Source organism: Devosia sp. (genome assembly GCF_041917035.1).
GTDB lineage: Bacteria > Pseudomonadota > Alphaproteobacteria > Rhizobiales > Devosiaceae > Devosia_A.
In genome coordinates, this window is the sequence record NZ_JAYRYM010000104.1 from 1 (window position 1) to 12,857 (window position 12,857).

At 68.5% G+C, this 12,857-nt stretch carries 14 protein-coding genes; 7 read left to right on the top strand and 7 right to left on the bottom strand.

Translation table 11 applies throughout. From position 1 onward, the window contains the following. From ACE3TU_RS12035 to ACE3TU_RS12055, 5 genes are all read left to right on the top strand, one after another. Positions 1–605: homoserine O-succinyltransferase (locus tag ACE3TU_RS12035; protein ID WP_374624475.1), on the top strand; the 605-nt coding region annotated here is incomplete at its 5' end. 153 nt (positions 606–758) lie between these two features. Then, the gene (locus ACE3TU_RS12040; protein WP_374624477.1) at positions 759–2,201 is read left to right on the top strand and encodes a YcjX family protein; all 1,443 of its coding nucleotides are present in this window, start codon (positions 759–761) and stop codon (positions 2,199–2,201) included. After that, positions 2,198–3,223 carry a YcjF family protein gene (locus tag ACE3TU_RS12045; RefSeq protein ID WP_374624479.1) on the top strand — a complete coding sequence of 342 codons (1,026 nt, stop codon included), beginning with the start codon at positions 2,198–2,200 and terminating at the stop codon, positions 3,221–3,223. The genes ACE3TU_RS12040 and ACE3TU_RS12045 overlap by 4 nt, the downstream gene beginning before the upstream one ends. 114 nt (positions 3,224–3,337) lie before the next feature. Continuing rightward, positions 3,338–4,147, top strand: coding sequence for a two-component system response regulator (locus ACE3TU_RS12050; RefSeq protein WP_374624480.1), 810 nt, complete (start codon positions 3,338–3,340; stop codon positions 4,145–4,147). A gap of 262 nt (positions 4,148–4,409) precedes the next feature. Beyond that, positions 4,410–5,270 carry an N-acetylmuramoyl-L-alanine amidase gene (locus ACE3TU_RS12055; protein ID WP_374624481.1) on the top strand — a complete coding sequence of 287 codons (861 nt, stop codon included), beginning with the start codon at positions 4,410–4,412 and terminating at the stop codon, positions 5,268–5,270. 69 nt (positions 5,271–5,339) lie between these two features. Here the strand turns inward: ACE3TU_RS12055 and ACE3TU_RS12060 are convergent, their stop codons facing one another. Together ACE3TU_RS12060 and ACE3TU_RS12065 are read right to left on the bottom strand one after the other, a co-directional pair. After that, entirely contained in the window at positions 5,340–5,660 is a 321-nt protein-coding gene (locus ACE3TU_RS12060) for a 2Fe-2S iron-sulfur cluster-binding protein (RefSeq protein WP_374624482.1), read from the bottom strand. Positions 5,661–5,745: 85 nt separating this feature from the next. Further along, positions 5,746–6,327 carry a hypothetical protein gene (locus ACE3TU_RS12065; RefSeq protein ID WP_374624483.1) on the bottom strand — a complete coding sequence of 194 codons (582 nt, stop codon included), beginning with the start codon at positions 6,325–6,327 and terminating at the stop codon, positions 5,746–5,748. Positions 6,328–6,404: 77 nt separating this feature from the next. Between ACE3TU_RS12065 and ACE3TU_RS12070 the strand changes: the two genes are divergently transcribed. Together ACE3TU_RS12070 and ACE3TU_RS12075 are read left to right on the top strand one after the other, a co-directional pair. Continuing rightward, entirely contained in the window at positions 6,405–6,938 is a 534-nt protein-coding gene (locus ACE3TU_RS12070; RefSeq protein ID WP_374624484.1) for a DUF2975 domain-containing protein, read from the top strand. A 2-nt stretch (positions 6,939–6,940) separates the two neighbouring features. Beyond that, positions 6,941–7,171 carry a helix-turn-helix domain-containing protein gene (locus ACE3TU_RS12075; protein ID WP_374624485.1) on the top strand — a complete coding sequence of 77 codons (231 nt, stop codon included), beginning with the start codon at positions 6,941–6,943 and terminating at the stop codon, positions 7,169–7,171. Between the two features lie 60 nt (positions 7,172–7,231). Here ACE3TU_RS12075 and ACE3TU_RS12080 read toward each other — a convergent pair whose 3' ends face one another. The 5 genes from ACE3TU_RS12080 to cobA form a co-directional block, all read right to left on the bottom strand. Next, complete coding sequence (locus tag ACE3TU_RS12080; RefSeq protein ID WP_374624486.1) at positions 7,232–8,260, bottom strand: NAD(P)/FAD-dependent oxidoreductase; 1,029 nt, start codon at positions 8,258–8,260, stop codon at positions 7,232–7,234. A 143-nt stretch (positions 8,261–8,403) separates the two neighbouring features. Further along, positions 8,404–9,693, bottom strand: coding sequence for a phosphoadenylyl-sulfate reductase (locus ACE3TU_RS12085; protein WP_374624487.1), 1,290 nt, complete (start codon positions 9,691–9,693; stop codon positions 8,404–8,406). Between the two features lie 140 nt (positions 9,694–9,833). Then, positions 9,834–11,492, bottom strand: a complete 1,659-nt coding sequence (locus tag ACE3TU_RS12090) for a nitrite/sulfite reductase (RefSeq protein WP_374624488.1) — start codon at positions 11,490–11,492, stop codon at positions 9,834–9,836. Further along, positions 11,479–11,784: a DUF2849 domain-containing protein gene (locus tag ACE3TU_RS12095; RefSeq protein WP_374624489.1), complete on the bottom strand. Its 306-nt coding sequence runs from the start codon at positions 11,782–11,784 to the stop codon at positions 11,479–11,481. The genes ACE3TU_RS12090 and ACE3TU_RS12095 overlap by 14 nt, the downstream gene beginning before the upstream one ends. Positions 11,785–11,787: 3 nt before the next feature. After that, positions 11,788–12,857: uroporphyrinogen-III C-methyltransferase (gene cobA / locus ACE3TU_RS12100; protein ID WP_374624490.1), on the bottom strand; the 1,070-nt coding region annotated here is incomplete at its 5' end.

The following is a 12,857-nucleotide window of genomic DNA, read 5'->3' on the forward strand; positions in this document are numbered from 1 at the left end:
CCGGCGCACCGATCGCCCACATCCCGTTCGAGGAGGTCAAGTACTGGTCCGAGATGCTTGAGATCATGGACTGGACCGGCTCGAACGTGCACCAGACGATGTTCATCTGCTGGGGCGCGCAGGCGGCGCTGCACCATTTCCACCGGGTGCGGCGCTACCGCATGCCGCAGAAGGCCTTCGGCGTGTACCGCCACACCCTGACCGGCGCCCCCAACCCCTGGCTGCGCGGCTTCTCGGACAGCCCGATGGTGCCGGTCAGCCGCTACAATGACCTCGATCGCGAGAGTATCGGCGACGACCTCGAAATCCTCATTGATAACAATGAGATAGGCATATGCATGCTGCGCGACAGGACACGTCCGGCGCTCTACATGCTGAACCACCTCGAGTACGACAACCGGTCATTGGCCGATGAGTACGACCGCGACGTCAAGGCGGGCCTGAACCCGGCGCTGCCGGTGAACCTGTTCCCCGGCGGCGACCCGACGGTGGAACCCGAGAACCGCTGGCGCAGCCACGGGCACCTGCTGTTCCAGAACTGGATCAACGAGATCTACCAGACGACCCCCTACGACATCGCGCGCATCGGCGACGGGGATAACTGAGGCCGTCCCCGCCTGCCTCGATCCCGCCGCAATCTGCTTTCACTCCCGCTGCCGCCAGACTAGCACCACCGGCGGCGGCGGGGATTGCCGCGGGCACCTTGCAATCCGGCCGCCGCGGCCTACCTTCCGGACTGAGGAGCCGAGGATCCCCGCGTGCCGCAGCCGCCGACCACCCTATCCGACGAACTCGGCATCGCGCTCAGCAACCTGGCGGATGCGGCAAGGGCTCCGTTCACCCCCACCCTGCGGCTCGGCGTCACTGGCCTGAGCCGGGCCGGCAAGACCGTGTTCATCACCGCGCTCGTCCATAACCTGTTGACCGGCGGGCGGATTCCGGGGCTGGCGGCGCTCACCGAGGGCCGCCTCATCGGCGCCAGACTGGCGGAAAACCCCGACCCGGGCGTGCCGCGCTTCGCCTACGAGCAGCACCTGGCCGCACTCACCGGAAAGTCGCCGCACTGGCCGGACTCGACGCGGCGGATCAGCGAATTGCGCATCGCCCTGAAGTTCCAGTCGCAGCGCTGGCCGGGAGGACTGCTGGGCCCGACGGTGCTCAACCTCGACATCGTCGACTATCCCGGCGAGTGGCTGCTGGACCTGCCGCTGCTCTCGCTGAGCTATGCCGAATGGAGCGCGCAGGCGCTCGAACGGGGGGATAGGCCGCATTCCCGCCACGATGCTGAACGGTTCCATGCAGCACTGGCGCAGACACACCCGCTCGCCGAGGCGAGCGACGCCGAGGCAGAGCGACTGGCGGCGGCCTTCACCGGGTACCTCAGGGCGAGCCGTGAAGACGGGCGGGCCCTGAGCGCCCTGCCGCCCGGACGGTTCCTCCTCCCCGGCGATCTCGAGGGCAGCCCGGCCCTGACCTTCGCGCCGCTGCCGCCGCCCGCCGGCCCGGTGCGGTCCACCAGCCTCTATGCCACGCTGGAGCGACGCTACGAGGCCTACAAGGCCATCGTCGTGCGCCCGTTCTTCCGCGACCATTTCGCCCGGCTCGATCGGCAGATCGTCCTCGTCGACACCTTGCGCGCGCTCAATGCCGGCCCGTCGGCGGTCGTCGACCTCGAGGCGGCGCTGACCGACATCCTCGCCGCCTTCCGGCAGGGCGACAACAACCCGCTGACCCGCCTCGTCGCGCGCCGCATCGACCGCATCGTGTTCGCCGCGACCAAGGCCGACCACATCCACTCGGCCAGCCACGACCGGCTCGAGGCCGTGATGAACCGGCTGGTCGCCAGCGCGGCGCGTCGGGCGAGGTTCGCCGGGGCCGAGACGCGCTCGGTGGCGCTGGCCGCGATCCGCGCCACCCGGGAAAGCCAGGTCGACGCTCACGAGGTGATCGTCGGAACACCCGAGGCGGGTGAGAGCCTCGACGGCGTCACCTATGACGGCGACACGGAAATCGCGCTGTTTCCCGGTGACTTGCCGGCGCAACCGGACTCACTGCTGGAGGACGGGACCAGTGTCGCGCTGAAGTTCCTGCGCTTCCGCCCGCCATCGCGCCTCGCGCGCAATGCCGAAGGCAATGTGGTGCTGCCGCATATCCGCCTCGACCGGGCGCTGGAGTTCCTGATCGGGGACAAGCTGCAATGAAGCAACCCTTCGCGAGGCCCGTTCCAGCCGAGGCCGAAGCCGCCGGTTCGGCTCGCCGCCCCCGCGCCTTTGCGCCCGGGGACGCGCCGGCGCTGCCCGAGCGCATCGAACCGATCAGCGACGCGCCGGCCCCCGACCTCGACGCCGCGGCAGAGCCGCGACGCCTCGGCTGGCTCTGGCGCGTCGCGGGGATCGCCGGCGGGCTGCTGCTGTCGCTGGCCGTCGGCCTTGCCGCGGAACGCCTGATCGCCGACCTGTTCGCGGCGCAGCCCTGGCTGGGCTGGCTGGCACTGGGACTTGCCGCCGCGCTGGTGCTGGCCCTGCTTGGCATCGCGGTGCGCGAGGTGGGTGCCGTGCTGCGCCTCGACAGCCTCGAGCGGCTGCGCAGACGGGCGGACGCGGTGCTCGAGAACGACCGCAACCGCGAGGGCGCCGCCATCGTGCGCGAGCTCGGACACCTCTACGCGCGGCGTCCTGAGCTGGCGCGGCCGCTGGCGCAGATCGAGGGGGACAGCCGGCAGGTCTTCGATGGCGCCGAACAGGTGCGGCTGGCCGAGCGGCTGCTGATGGCGCCGCTCGACGCCCGCGCCCGGACGCTGACCGCGGCCTCTGCCCGCCGGGTGGCGCTGGTGACGACGGTCTCCCCCCGTGCCGTCGTCGACATCACGTTCGTCGCCTACGAGAGCATCCGGCTCGGAGCCGACATCGCCCGGCTGTACGGCGCCCGCCCCGGCGTGATCGGAACCTGGCGCCTCGCCGGCGCCGTGCTCGCCCATCTCGCCGTCACAGGCGGGCTGGTGCTGACCGACGGGGTGGTGGAGCAGCTGGTGGGACAGGGGCTTGCGGCCAAGCTCTCGGCCCGGCTCGGGGAAGGCGTGGTCAACGGCCTGATGACGGTGCGCGTCGGCATCGCCGCGATGCGCGTCGTCCGCCCCCTGCCCTTCGCGGCGCTGCGCCAACCGCTGGTCAAGGACTTCGTGCCGGAACTGGCCAACGTGCTGAACACCGAAACGGCGCGCTGAGACCCACGGCGGCAACGGCCTCCCCCACGCGTAGCGCCACGTAGGCAGTTGCCCCGGATTGCCCATGCCCGCAGGCGGCGCATCAATGCGGCGGGGAGCATCGGGGGACAGCGATTGGCCGACGAACCGGACTCGCAGCAGCAGGGCCTGAGCGCCGACTTCAACCGCACGGCGATTGCGCTGGCCCGCAATCCGCTCGGCATCATCGCGCTGTTCATCGTGCTGGTCTACGCCTTCGCGGCAATCTCCATCTCGGTGCCGAACGACATCGACGGCTACGACCTGACCATCATCGTGGCCTTCCTCGCCACCTTTCCCTTCGTTGTGCTCTGGGCCTTCGTACACCTCGTGGCGAAGTACCCCAAGAACCTGTTCGGTCCGGGCGACTTCAAGGACCCCAAGGACTACATCGCCATGATGGAGCAGGCGGCGACGCTGGCGGCCGCCACGGCGTCCGCCCCGGTCATTGCCGGCGAGGCGGCGCCCAGCACCGAGACCATCGCCCAGGAATCGGTTTCCACGGTGCGGCGGGTGGCCCTGCAATCCTGGACGAGAGACAAGCAGCAGGCCAAGTCCGTCCTGTGGGTCGACGACCACCCGGAGAACAACGCCAACCTGCAGCGCACCTTCGAGAAGTTCAATATCCGGATCACCAGCGCGGTCAGCACCGAGCAGGCGCTCAGGCTCGCCGGCTCCAGCGGCTTCGACGCCATCATCTCCGACCTCGGGCGCGGGGCCGAGACGGAGGCGGGGTTCGCGCTGCTCGAAGAGCTGAACAAGCGCGGGAGCCGCACGCCGTTCTTCATCTACACCGTGCGCGAAGACCCGCAGCTGCGCGAGCGCGCCAGTAAGCTCGGTGCGCAGGCGCTGACCCGCAGCGCCACCAAGCTGCTCGAGGGGGTCTCGGCAGCGCTGGCCAGTTGACCAGTCCGGCGTCTGACCGACGGCAAGCCCGGCCGCAGGGGGTGCGCGCTGCGCGGCCGGCAACCATCGCCGGCACCCCGACGGCCCTGAAGACCTGCCGTGCGCGGCGAAGCTTTCGTCATTCAATCCGAGGATTGTTCGCTACTCTGCGAATAATCCCCATCTCACGAATGCATCATGGATAGTTACTCCACGTGCCTCTACACTGATCCATACTGACTAGCCGAGTTACGTGACGTTCAGCCCAGATGGAGGAATTGGCATGGCGACGCGAATCCGAAATGGCAGAGTCCAGGTTGACGGAACGAATGTTCCATTCGTTGAATCCCGCTATACAAGCGCAAGTTTCGTCCGACCGCCAAAGATACTGGTGATGCACTTCACCTATGGCGGCACGGCGGCATCCAGTGCCGCCTGGTTCAACAGCCCGGACAATCCGGGATCGTCTGCGCAGGTGGTGATCGAGCGCGACGGCTCGATCATCCAGTGCGTCTCCTTCGACAGGCCCGCCTGGCATGCCGGCACCTCGGAATGGCGCGATCGGCACGGTAACCACATCGTCGGTCTCAACCGCTCCTCGTTCGGCATCGAGCTGGCCAACTGGGGCTTCCTGAAGCGCGCCGGCAGCGGCTGGCAGACCTATACCGGCCGCCCGATCGCCGATCCCTTCATGGGCGTGCACCGCAACGGCAACCCGGACGGCAGCACGCAGCCGATCGGCTGGGAGGACTATCCGGAGGCGCAGATCCGCAGTGCCGTCGCCCTGGCGCGGGCCGCGGTGGACGCCTATGGCATCGACGAGATCGTCGGCCACGACGACATCGCGCCGACCCGCAAATGGGACCCCGGCCCGGCCTTCGACATGGCCCGGTTCCGCGAACTGGTGTTCGGGGACGACGGCAACGCCGACGACTCGACCGCCACCGGCGAACTCACCGTCAACGTTGCCGAGGGGCTCAACCTGCGCGCCGGGCCCGGCACGCAGTTCGCGGTGATGGTGCTGCTCGCCAACGGCACCAGGCTCAGGCCGCTGGAACGACAGGGTCGCTGGATCAGCGTCTCGGTGCTGCAGAACGGCCTGCCCGTCAACACCGGCTGGGTCCACGAGGCCTACGTTACCTGACGTCCGGCGGCCGCGCCACGCCCGGGGTGGTCGGGGCGAAGGGTCACCGCCGATCCGACGGGGACGGACTCAGTCCTTGGCGGAGCCGGGGGCGAGGGTGACCTCGAGCCCGTCCAGCGCGTCCGACAGCAGGATCTGGCAGCTGAGCCGGGAATTGGCCTGCCGCCCGGGGGCGGTGTAGAGCAGGTCTTCCTCCTCGGGCGAGGCAGGCAGCAGCCGCTTCAGCCAGGACTCGTCCACGTAGACGTGGCAGGTGGCGCAGGAACAGGCGCCGCCGCACTCGGCCTTGATATCGAGGCCCCAGTCCCGGATCACCTCCATCACCCGCCAGCTCTCCAGCCCCTCGAGTTCGTGTCGGGTTCCGGACTGGTCTGTGACGAGGATCTTCATCGTGGATCGGCTCCGCGAGTTGCGCGCGGCTGTGTAGCATGCAGAGCCGCAGACGGAAGCGAAAACTTGCCCCGACCCGCCGGCCTCAGCACGCAGCAAGGTTCGCAAGCTCGGCGGCGACCTTCGGCTCGCCCATCAGGTCGAAATCCTCGCTGACGGTGAGCCAGCCATTGCTCTCGGCGGTCATCAGGTAGGTCGAGGCCGGGATGCGGCCGGGGGCGGCCTCGCCGGTGCGACAGAACTCGCGCGTGGCGATGCCGAAGCCCAGGCCTCCCGACTTTCCGCTCGCGCGCGCCTCGGCCAGCGCGACCTGCACGGCGCGGAAGCGCTCGAGGTCCTCGGCACCGAGCCGGTAGGCCGTCAGGCGGAAGCCCGGACGCTGCTGGCCGACCAGGCCGGCGAGATCGGCGGCGCCCTCGGTCTCGACGAGGAGGTAGGCCTGTTTCAGCTCGGGCAGTCCCTGCCGGTTCAGCACGACATCGAGCACCACGCCGCCGGGGCGCGGACGAACCGCTTCGGGCAGACGCACCGCCACCCGCAAGGCCTCGATCCGCGTCGTCGCGAGATCGAGCCGCAGCAGCGGCACGACCGAGCCGAGGGGCACGCTGGCACAGCCGAAGAGGCCGAGCGTGACGGTGAGGAGCAGGGCGCGGAGGTATTTCGGCATGGGATGCTCTTTGTCGCTTTACGATGATGATTTATCGTAATACGATCATTTTTGGTTATACAACAGGAATCTTCGCCATGCCAGACCCGCACTCGACGACGACCTCCCGCCGCCTGCGCCGCACGGCCCTCGGCGGGCAGCTGGTGGCCTGGGGCGGACTGCTGCTGGTCGTGCTGTTCGTCGGCGCGGCCCTCGCCTTCCCGGAGGTTCGCGACCCGTGGCTGCGGCAGATGGGGCTCGAGCTCGGCGGCAACGCCCAGCTCGGCGCGCTGGTCGCGGCGATCCCGGCGGCAACCTTCGGCTATTGCCTGTGGCAGGCGGGCCGGCTGTTCGCCACCCTGCGCGGCGCCGACCCGTTTGCGCCGCGCGCCGTCGCCGCGCTGGTCGGACTGGGCTGGGGCGCCTTTGCCACCGGCATCGCCGCCACGCTGGCGCACACCGCCCTCGCCTATCTCGAAAGCCTGGGCTCGGCGGACGGCACGCGGACGCTCGCCATCGCCTTCGGCAGCACCGAACTGGCCACGCTGCTGGTCGGCATCCTGGCGCTGGCCTTCGCGCTCGTCATCGCCGAGGCGCGGCGGCTCGAGGACGACGCGCGGGGCATCGTCTGACCATGGCGATCGTGGTCAATCTCGATGTCATGCTGGCGCGCCGCAAGCTGCGCTCGAGGGAACTCGCCGAGCGCATCGGCATCACCGAGCAGAACGTGTCGCTGCTCAAGTCGGGCAAGGTGCGCGGCATCCGCTTCGCCACGCTATCGCGCATCTGCCAGGTGCTCGACTGCCAGCCCGGCGATATCCTGCAATATGTGCCGGGCGACGACGAGGACGACGGCTCGGAGTAGGCCGTCGGCCGTCGAGGATTGCAGGGGAATGCGACCTGCGCCCCCGACGGCCTGATAGTGTCACGCCACGCCGAGCTTCTTCTGCAGCTTGGTGGAGCTGGTGGTGTACTGGAAGATCACCCGCTCGCCCGGCGAGACGATCGACTTGGCCGCCTGTGCCATCAGCGCCGCCTCGTGGAAGCCGGAGAGGATGAGCTTGAGCTTGCCCGGATAGGCGTTGATATCGCCGATGGCGAAGACGCCGGGCACCGAGGACTGGAATTTCGCGGTATCGACGGCGATCAGGTTGTCGTTGAGTTCGAGCCCCCAGTCGCCGACCGGCCCGAGCTTCATGGTCAGCCCGAAGAACGGCATCATGCGGGTGGCGGGAAGCTTCACCTCGCCCTCGGCGGTCTTGATGGTGACGGCGCCGAGCTGCCCGTCGGCGCCCTCGACGCTGCCGATCTGGCCGATCAGCAGCTTGACCTTGCCCTCGGCGACCAGCCGCCGCATCTCGTTGACCGAGGCGGGCGCGGCACGGAACTCGTCGCGCCGGTGTACGAGGGTCAGCGACTTCGCCAGCGGCTGCAGGTTCAGCGTCCAGTCGAGCGCCGAGTCGCCGCCACCGACGATGACGAGATCGTGGTCGCGGAAATCCTCCATGCGGCGCACCGCATAGAACACCGACTGGCCCTCGTAGGCCTCGATGCCCTCGACCGGCGGGCGCTTGGCCTGGAACGAGCCGCCGCCCGCCGCGATGACGACGGCCTTGCACAGGAAGGTTTCGTCGGCATCTGTGGTCAGCCGGAAGCTGCCATCCTCGAGCCGGGTGAGGCTGGTCACCATGCGGCCGAAATGGAACTCGGGACCGAACGGCGCGATCTGCTGCATCAGGTTGTCGACGAGGCCCTGCCCGGTGATCATCGGGAAGCCGGGAATGTCGTAGATCGGCTTTTCGGGATAGAGCTCGGCACACTGCCCGCCCGGCCGGTCGAGGATGTCGACGAGGTGGCACTTGATATCGAGCAGCCCCAGCTCGAACACGGCGAACAGGCCCACCGGGCCGGCGCCGACAATGACCACATCGGTGACGATTTCGTTCTGGCTCATCTCATTCTCAGTTCTGAAGCGGCCCTGGCCGCGCGCTCGGTGTCATCCCGGCGAAGGCCGGGACCCATCTCAACTTCGGTGCTGGCTCGCGCCATGGATCCCGGCCTTCGCCGGGACGACACCGTGCGATTGGGTCGTCTGGTTCAGGCCGTCTCCACCGGGCGGCGGAGGAACGGCCGCGTACCGAGGGGGACCTCGGTGCTGCCGACCGGTTGATAGAAGATATCCACGGTCGACAGTTTGCGCTCGATCAATGCCTTGCGGGTCGGCTCGTGGCGCACCACGAAGGCATTGATGCCGCACCGCCGCATCAGCGGGACCTGGTCGGCCAGCACATCCCCCACCGCACGCACCTCGCCCCTGTAGCCGTAGCGCTCGACCACCAGCCGCGCCGACGAGTAGCCGCGCCCGTCGGTGAAGCCGGGAAAGGCGATGGCGACCGAGGCGAAGCGGGAGAGGTCCGCGGCGGCAAGCGTGACATCGTCCCCGGGGGAGACCAGCAGCCCGAGCGGATGCGGGTTGGCGAGGATGGCCTCGCGCCCCGCGAGGAACACCGGCAGCGGCACGTGGGTGTAGCGCACCGATGCCGCGTCGTCGCCGTCGCTCCAGGGGCGGAATGGATCGGCGATGAAGGCGCCGTCCTTGAACAGGCTCAGGTCTTCGGCGGCCATCGGCTTGGCGATCGCTCCATTGAAGTCGAAATGGATGCCGCATTCCTTCTTGTTGAGCCCGCGCCAGCGGCCGGCGCGCGGGTCTTCCCCCTCGGCCACCACGCTCGTGCAGGGCGCGCAACCGATGGACTTGTAGCCCTTAGTGTAGAGCGGATGCTCGGGCAACCCGTACTTGAGTTTGTAGGCGGCGATGTCGGCATCGGAGAAATAGGCGAGCGGATTGACCTTGACGCGGTCGTCGCTGGTCAGCTCGAAGTGCGGCAGCACGCCGCGTTCCGCCGTCTGGTAGCGCTTGCGGCCGGTGACCCAGCCGCCGAAGCCGGAGACCGCCAGATCGAGCGGCTCGGTCTTCCTGATGTGGCAGCACGAGTCGGGATCGGTTTCCCACAGGTCGCCGGCGGGATCGAAGCGCAGCACGTCCTTGTCGTCCGGACGAAGCGCGATGACATTGGCGAGCCCAAGATGCTGCTTCAGCGTCTCGACATAGTCGAGGGTCTCGGGGAAGTGCTTGCCGGTTTCGAGGAAGTAGACCGGCAGGTTCCGGTCGACTTCCGACACCATGTGCAGGAGCACCACCGAATCCGCGCCGAACGAGGAGACGATGGCCACGTCGTCGACCAGCAGCTCGGTGACGGCCTGGCGCAGCACGCCGACGCCATCCATTTCGTCGAACATGCCGTTGAGCGACATGATGCCGAGCTGGCGGAGCTTGTCCGGCCTGTGCTGGCGGAAGGGAGTGGCGGCGAGGCTAGTGGCGGCCATTGCAGGTTCTTTCTCCCTTCTCCCCTTGAGGGAGAAGGTGGCGCGCAGCGCCGGATGAGGGGACGGATGAGGTACTGCCCCTCACCCGCCTCGCTTCGCGAGGCACCCTCTCCCTCAAGGGGAGAGGGAAGACGGAGGGATCACGCATTGCCATACAACGCCTCCTTGAACGGCTCCTTGCCGAGGCGGCGGTAGGCGGCGATGAAGGTCTCGGCCGGGCCCTCGCGACGGGCGAGATAGGCGTCGACCAGCCGCTCGATGGCGGCCGGCACATCCTCGACGACGAAGCCGTGCCCGAGGATATCGCCGATCGCGGCGTGTTCGGTGGCATCGCCCCCGACGGTGATCTGGTAGAGTTCGGTGCCCTTCTTCTCCACTCCGAGGATGCCGATGTGGCCGACGTGGTGGTGGCCGCAGGCGTTGATGCAACCCGAGATCTTGATCTTGAGATCGCCGATCTCGGCCTGCCGCTCCGGCGCCGCGAAGGTGCGGGTGAGTTCCTGCGCCAGCGGGATCGATCGGGCATTGGCCAGCGCGCAGAAGTCGAGGCCAGGGCAGCAGATCATGTCGGTGATCTGGCCGGCATTGCCTTCGGCGAGGCCGTTCGCCACCAGGGTTTCGTAGATCGCCGGCAGGTCGGTGATGCGCACGTGCGGCAGCACCAGGTTCTGCTCGTGGCTGACGCGCAACTCGTCGAACGAGTAACGTTCGGCGAGATCGGCGACGACATCCATCTGGGCGTCGGTCGCGTCGCCGGGGGCGCCGCCCACGGGCTTCAGCGAGATGGTCACCGAGACATAGCCCGGCTGCCGGTGCGCATTGAGATTGCGCTCGAGCCAGCGGCCATAGGCCGGGGCGACGATCTTCTCGCGGGCGAGGTCGAGAGTGGTGGCATTGAGCCGCTCGTAGTCCGGCGCGGCAAAGTAGGCGGCGATCCGGTCCAGCTCGCCCTGCGGCAGGGTGAGGACACCGCCCTTCACCTGCGCGAACTCCTCCTCGACCTGGCGCCGGATCGACTCGATGCCTTCCTCGTGGACGAGGATCTTGATGCGCGCCTTGTACTTGTTGTCGCGGCGTCCGTAGCGGTTGTAGACCCTGAGGATGCTCTCGAGATAGGCGAGCAGGTGCTCGTGCGGCACGAAGGGGCTGATCTGCTTGCCGATCATCGGCGTGCGGCCCAAGCCGCCACCGACCCAGACCTCCCAGCCGACTTCGCCCGCGGCGCTGGTGGTCGCCTGCAGGCCGATATCGTGAAAGCGGATCGCTGCCCGGTCGTGCGTCGCCCCGCTCATGGCGATCTTGAACTTGCGCGGCAGGTAGCTGAACTCGGGATGCAGCGAGGACCACTGACGGAGGATTTCGGCGACGGGCCTGGGATCAATGATCTCGTCGGCGGCGGCACCGGCGAACTGGTCGGTGGTGATGTTGCGGATGCAATTGCCCGAAGTCTGGATGGCGTGCATCTCGACCGCTGCGAGGTCCTCGAGGATCTTCGGTATGTCGCGCAGCCTGGGCCAGTTGAACTGGATGTTCTGCCTTGTGGTGAAGTGGCCGTAGCCGCGGTCGTAGGTGCGCGCGATGTGGGCCAGCATCCTCAGCTGGCGCGCGCTCATCGTACCGTAGGGCACGGCAATGCGCAGCATGTAGGCATGCAGTTGCAGGTAGAGGCCGTTCATCAGCCTGAGGGGCCGGAACTGGTCCTCGTTGAGTTCGCCCGACAGGCGTCGCGCCACCTGGTCGGAAAACTGCGCCGTGCGCGCCTTCACGAAGGCGGCGTCAAACTCGTCATATCGATACATGGCCGTCCTCGTCGAGATGCTGGCGCTCGAAGCGCGGGGCCGTCGGGCCCTCGGCACGGATGCGTTCCCGGATGCGATCGGGCACGATGGCGCTGTCGACGAGCTTCACGGTCTCGATCTCCAGCGAGTTGATGCGGCCGGTCTGCCGGGTCGCGGCGATGGCGGCATCGCGCGCCTCGGCCTCGTCGTTACCGAACAGGCGCGCCTGCTGGAGGTCCTCGACCCACCTGCCGGCGCGATCGAGATAGACCGTCGCCCCGCTCATCAGCTCGTTGCCGGTGAGGATTTCCATGTTTCATGCCACCTTGAATTCGACGCGCGCGATCTCGATCGCCTGCCGCCAGTCGCCATGGGCGATCGCCTCGCCCACGAAGATGATCGCCGGCCCATCCTCGAGTTCGGTCGCGGACGCCGCCAGCGACCCCAGCGTACCGCGGTAGAGCACCCGGTCCCTGCGGCCGGCCCGCACAACGACGCCGACCGGGATGGCCGGGCCCGCCCCCTCCGCGATCAGCCGCGAGGCCGTCGCGGAGGCCACCGACTTGCCCATGTAGAGCGCCAGCGTCAGGCCCGCCGAGGCCAGCGCCGCCCAGTGCCTGAGCTCCTCGGAATCGGCCCCGTGCGCCGTGGCGAGGACGAAGCCGGTCGAGACCTGCCTCAGGGTCACCGGTGTCGCCGTGTCGGCGGCTGCCGCCAGCGCCGCCGTGACGCCCGGCACGACGTGGAAGTCGATGCCATGTGCCTTGAGCGCGTCGATCTCCTCGCCGGCGCGGCCGAACACCATGGGATCGCCGCCCTTCAGCCGTGCCACGCGCTTGCCATCCCTGGCGAGGCGGACGATCAACGCGTTGATCTCGGCCTGGGTGAACGAGTGGTGCCCCTTCTGCTTGCCCACGAGGATGCGCTCGGCATCGCGCCGACCCATCTCGACGGCGGCGGCAGGCACAAGATGATCGTGGACGATGACATCGGCCTGCTGCAGCAGCCGCTGCGCCCGCAGCGTCAGCAGGTCCTCGGAGCCCGGCCCTGCCCCGATCAGCCAGACAACGCCCGGGCTGTCGCCCTCTGCCACGTGCTGGTCGAGCAGCGCTTCGGCCTTGGCCGAACCCTCGCCGTGCAGGAATGCCGCCTCCACTTCGGGTGAGGTGACCAGTTCCTCGTAGTAGCGCCGGGCCCGCGCACCGGGCAGCAGACCGGCCACTCGCGTCCGCATCGACCCGGCCAGCCGGGCCAACGCACCCAGATTGGGCGACAGTGCCGCCTCGATGCGCGCCCGGATCAGCCGCGCCAGCACCGGCGCATCGCCCTCTGAGGCCACCGCGATGCTGACCGGGGCCCGGTCGATGATGGCTGGGGTGTAGAAAT

Excerpts from the sequence above, each read along its gene's own strand:
- ACE3TU_RS12080 (WP_374624486.1), bottom strand. The coding sequence starts at position 8,260 with ATGAGCCAGAACGAAATCGTCACCGATGTGGTCATTGTCGGCGCCGGC.
- ACE3TU_RS12045 (WP_374624479.1), top strand. The coding sequence starts at position 2,198 with ATGAAGCAACCCTTCGCGAGGCCCGTTCCAGCCGAGGCCGAAGCCGCC.
- ACE3TU_RS12095 (WP_374624489.1), bottom strand. The coding sequence starts at position 11,784 with ATGGAAATCCTCACCGGCAACGAGCTGATGAGCGGGGCGACGGTCTAT.
- ACE3TU_RS12060 (WP_374624482.1), bottom strand. The coding sequence starts at position 5,660 with ATGAAGATCCTCGTCACAGACCAGTCCGGAACCCGACACGAACTCGAG.
- ACE3TU_RS12065 (WP_374624483.1), bottom strand. The coding sequence starts at position 6,327 with ATGCCGAAATACCTCCGCGCCCTGCTCCTCACCGTCACGCTCGGCCTC.
- ACE3TU_RS12090 (WP_374624488.1), bottom strand. The coding sequence starts at position 11,492 with ATGTATCGATATGACGAGTTTGACGCCGCCTTCGTGAAGGCGCGCACG.
- ACE3TU_RS12075 (WP_374624485.1), top strand. The coding sequence starts at position 6,941 with ATGGCGATCGTGGTCAATCTCGATGTCATGCTGGCGCGCCGCAAGCTG.
- ACE3TU_RS12055 (WP_374624481.1), top strand. The coding sequence starts at position 4,410 with ATGGCGACGCGAATCCGAAATGGCAGAGTCCAGGTTGACGGAACGAAT.
- ACE3TU_RS12070 (WP_374624484.1), top strand. The coding sequence starts at position 6,405 with ATGCCAGACCCGCACTCGACGACGACCTCCCGCCGCCTGCGCCGCACG.
- ACE3TU_RS12085 (WP_374624487.1), bottom strand. The coding sequence starts at position 9,693 with ATGGCCGCCACTAGCCTCGCCGCCACTCCCTTCCGCCAGCACAGGCCG.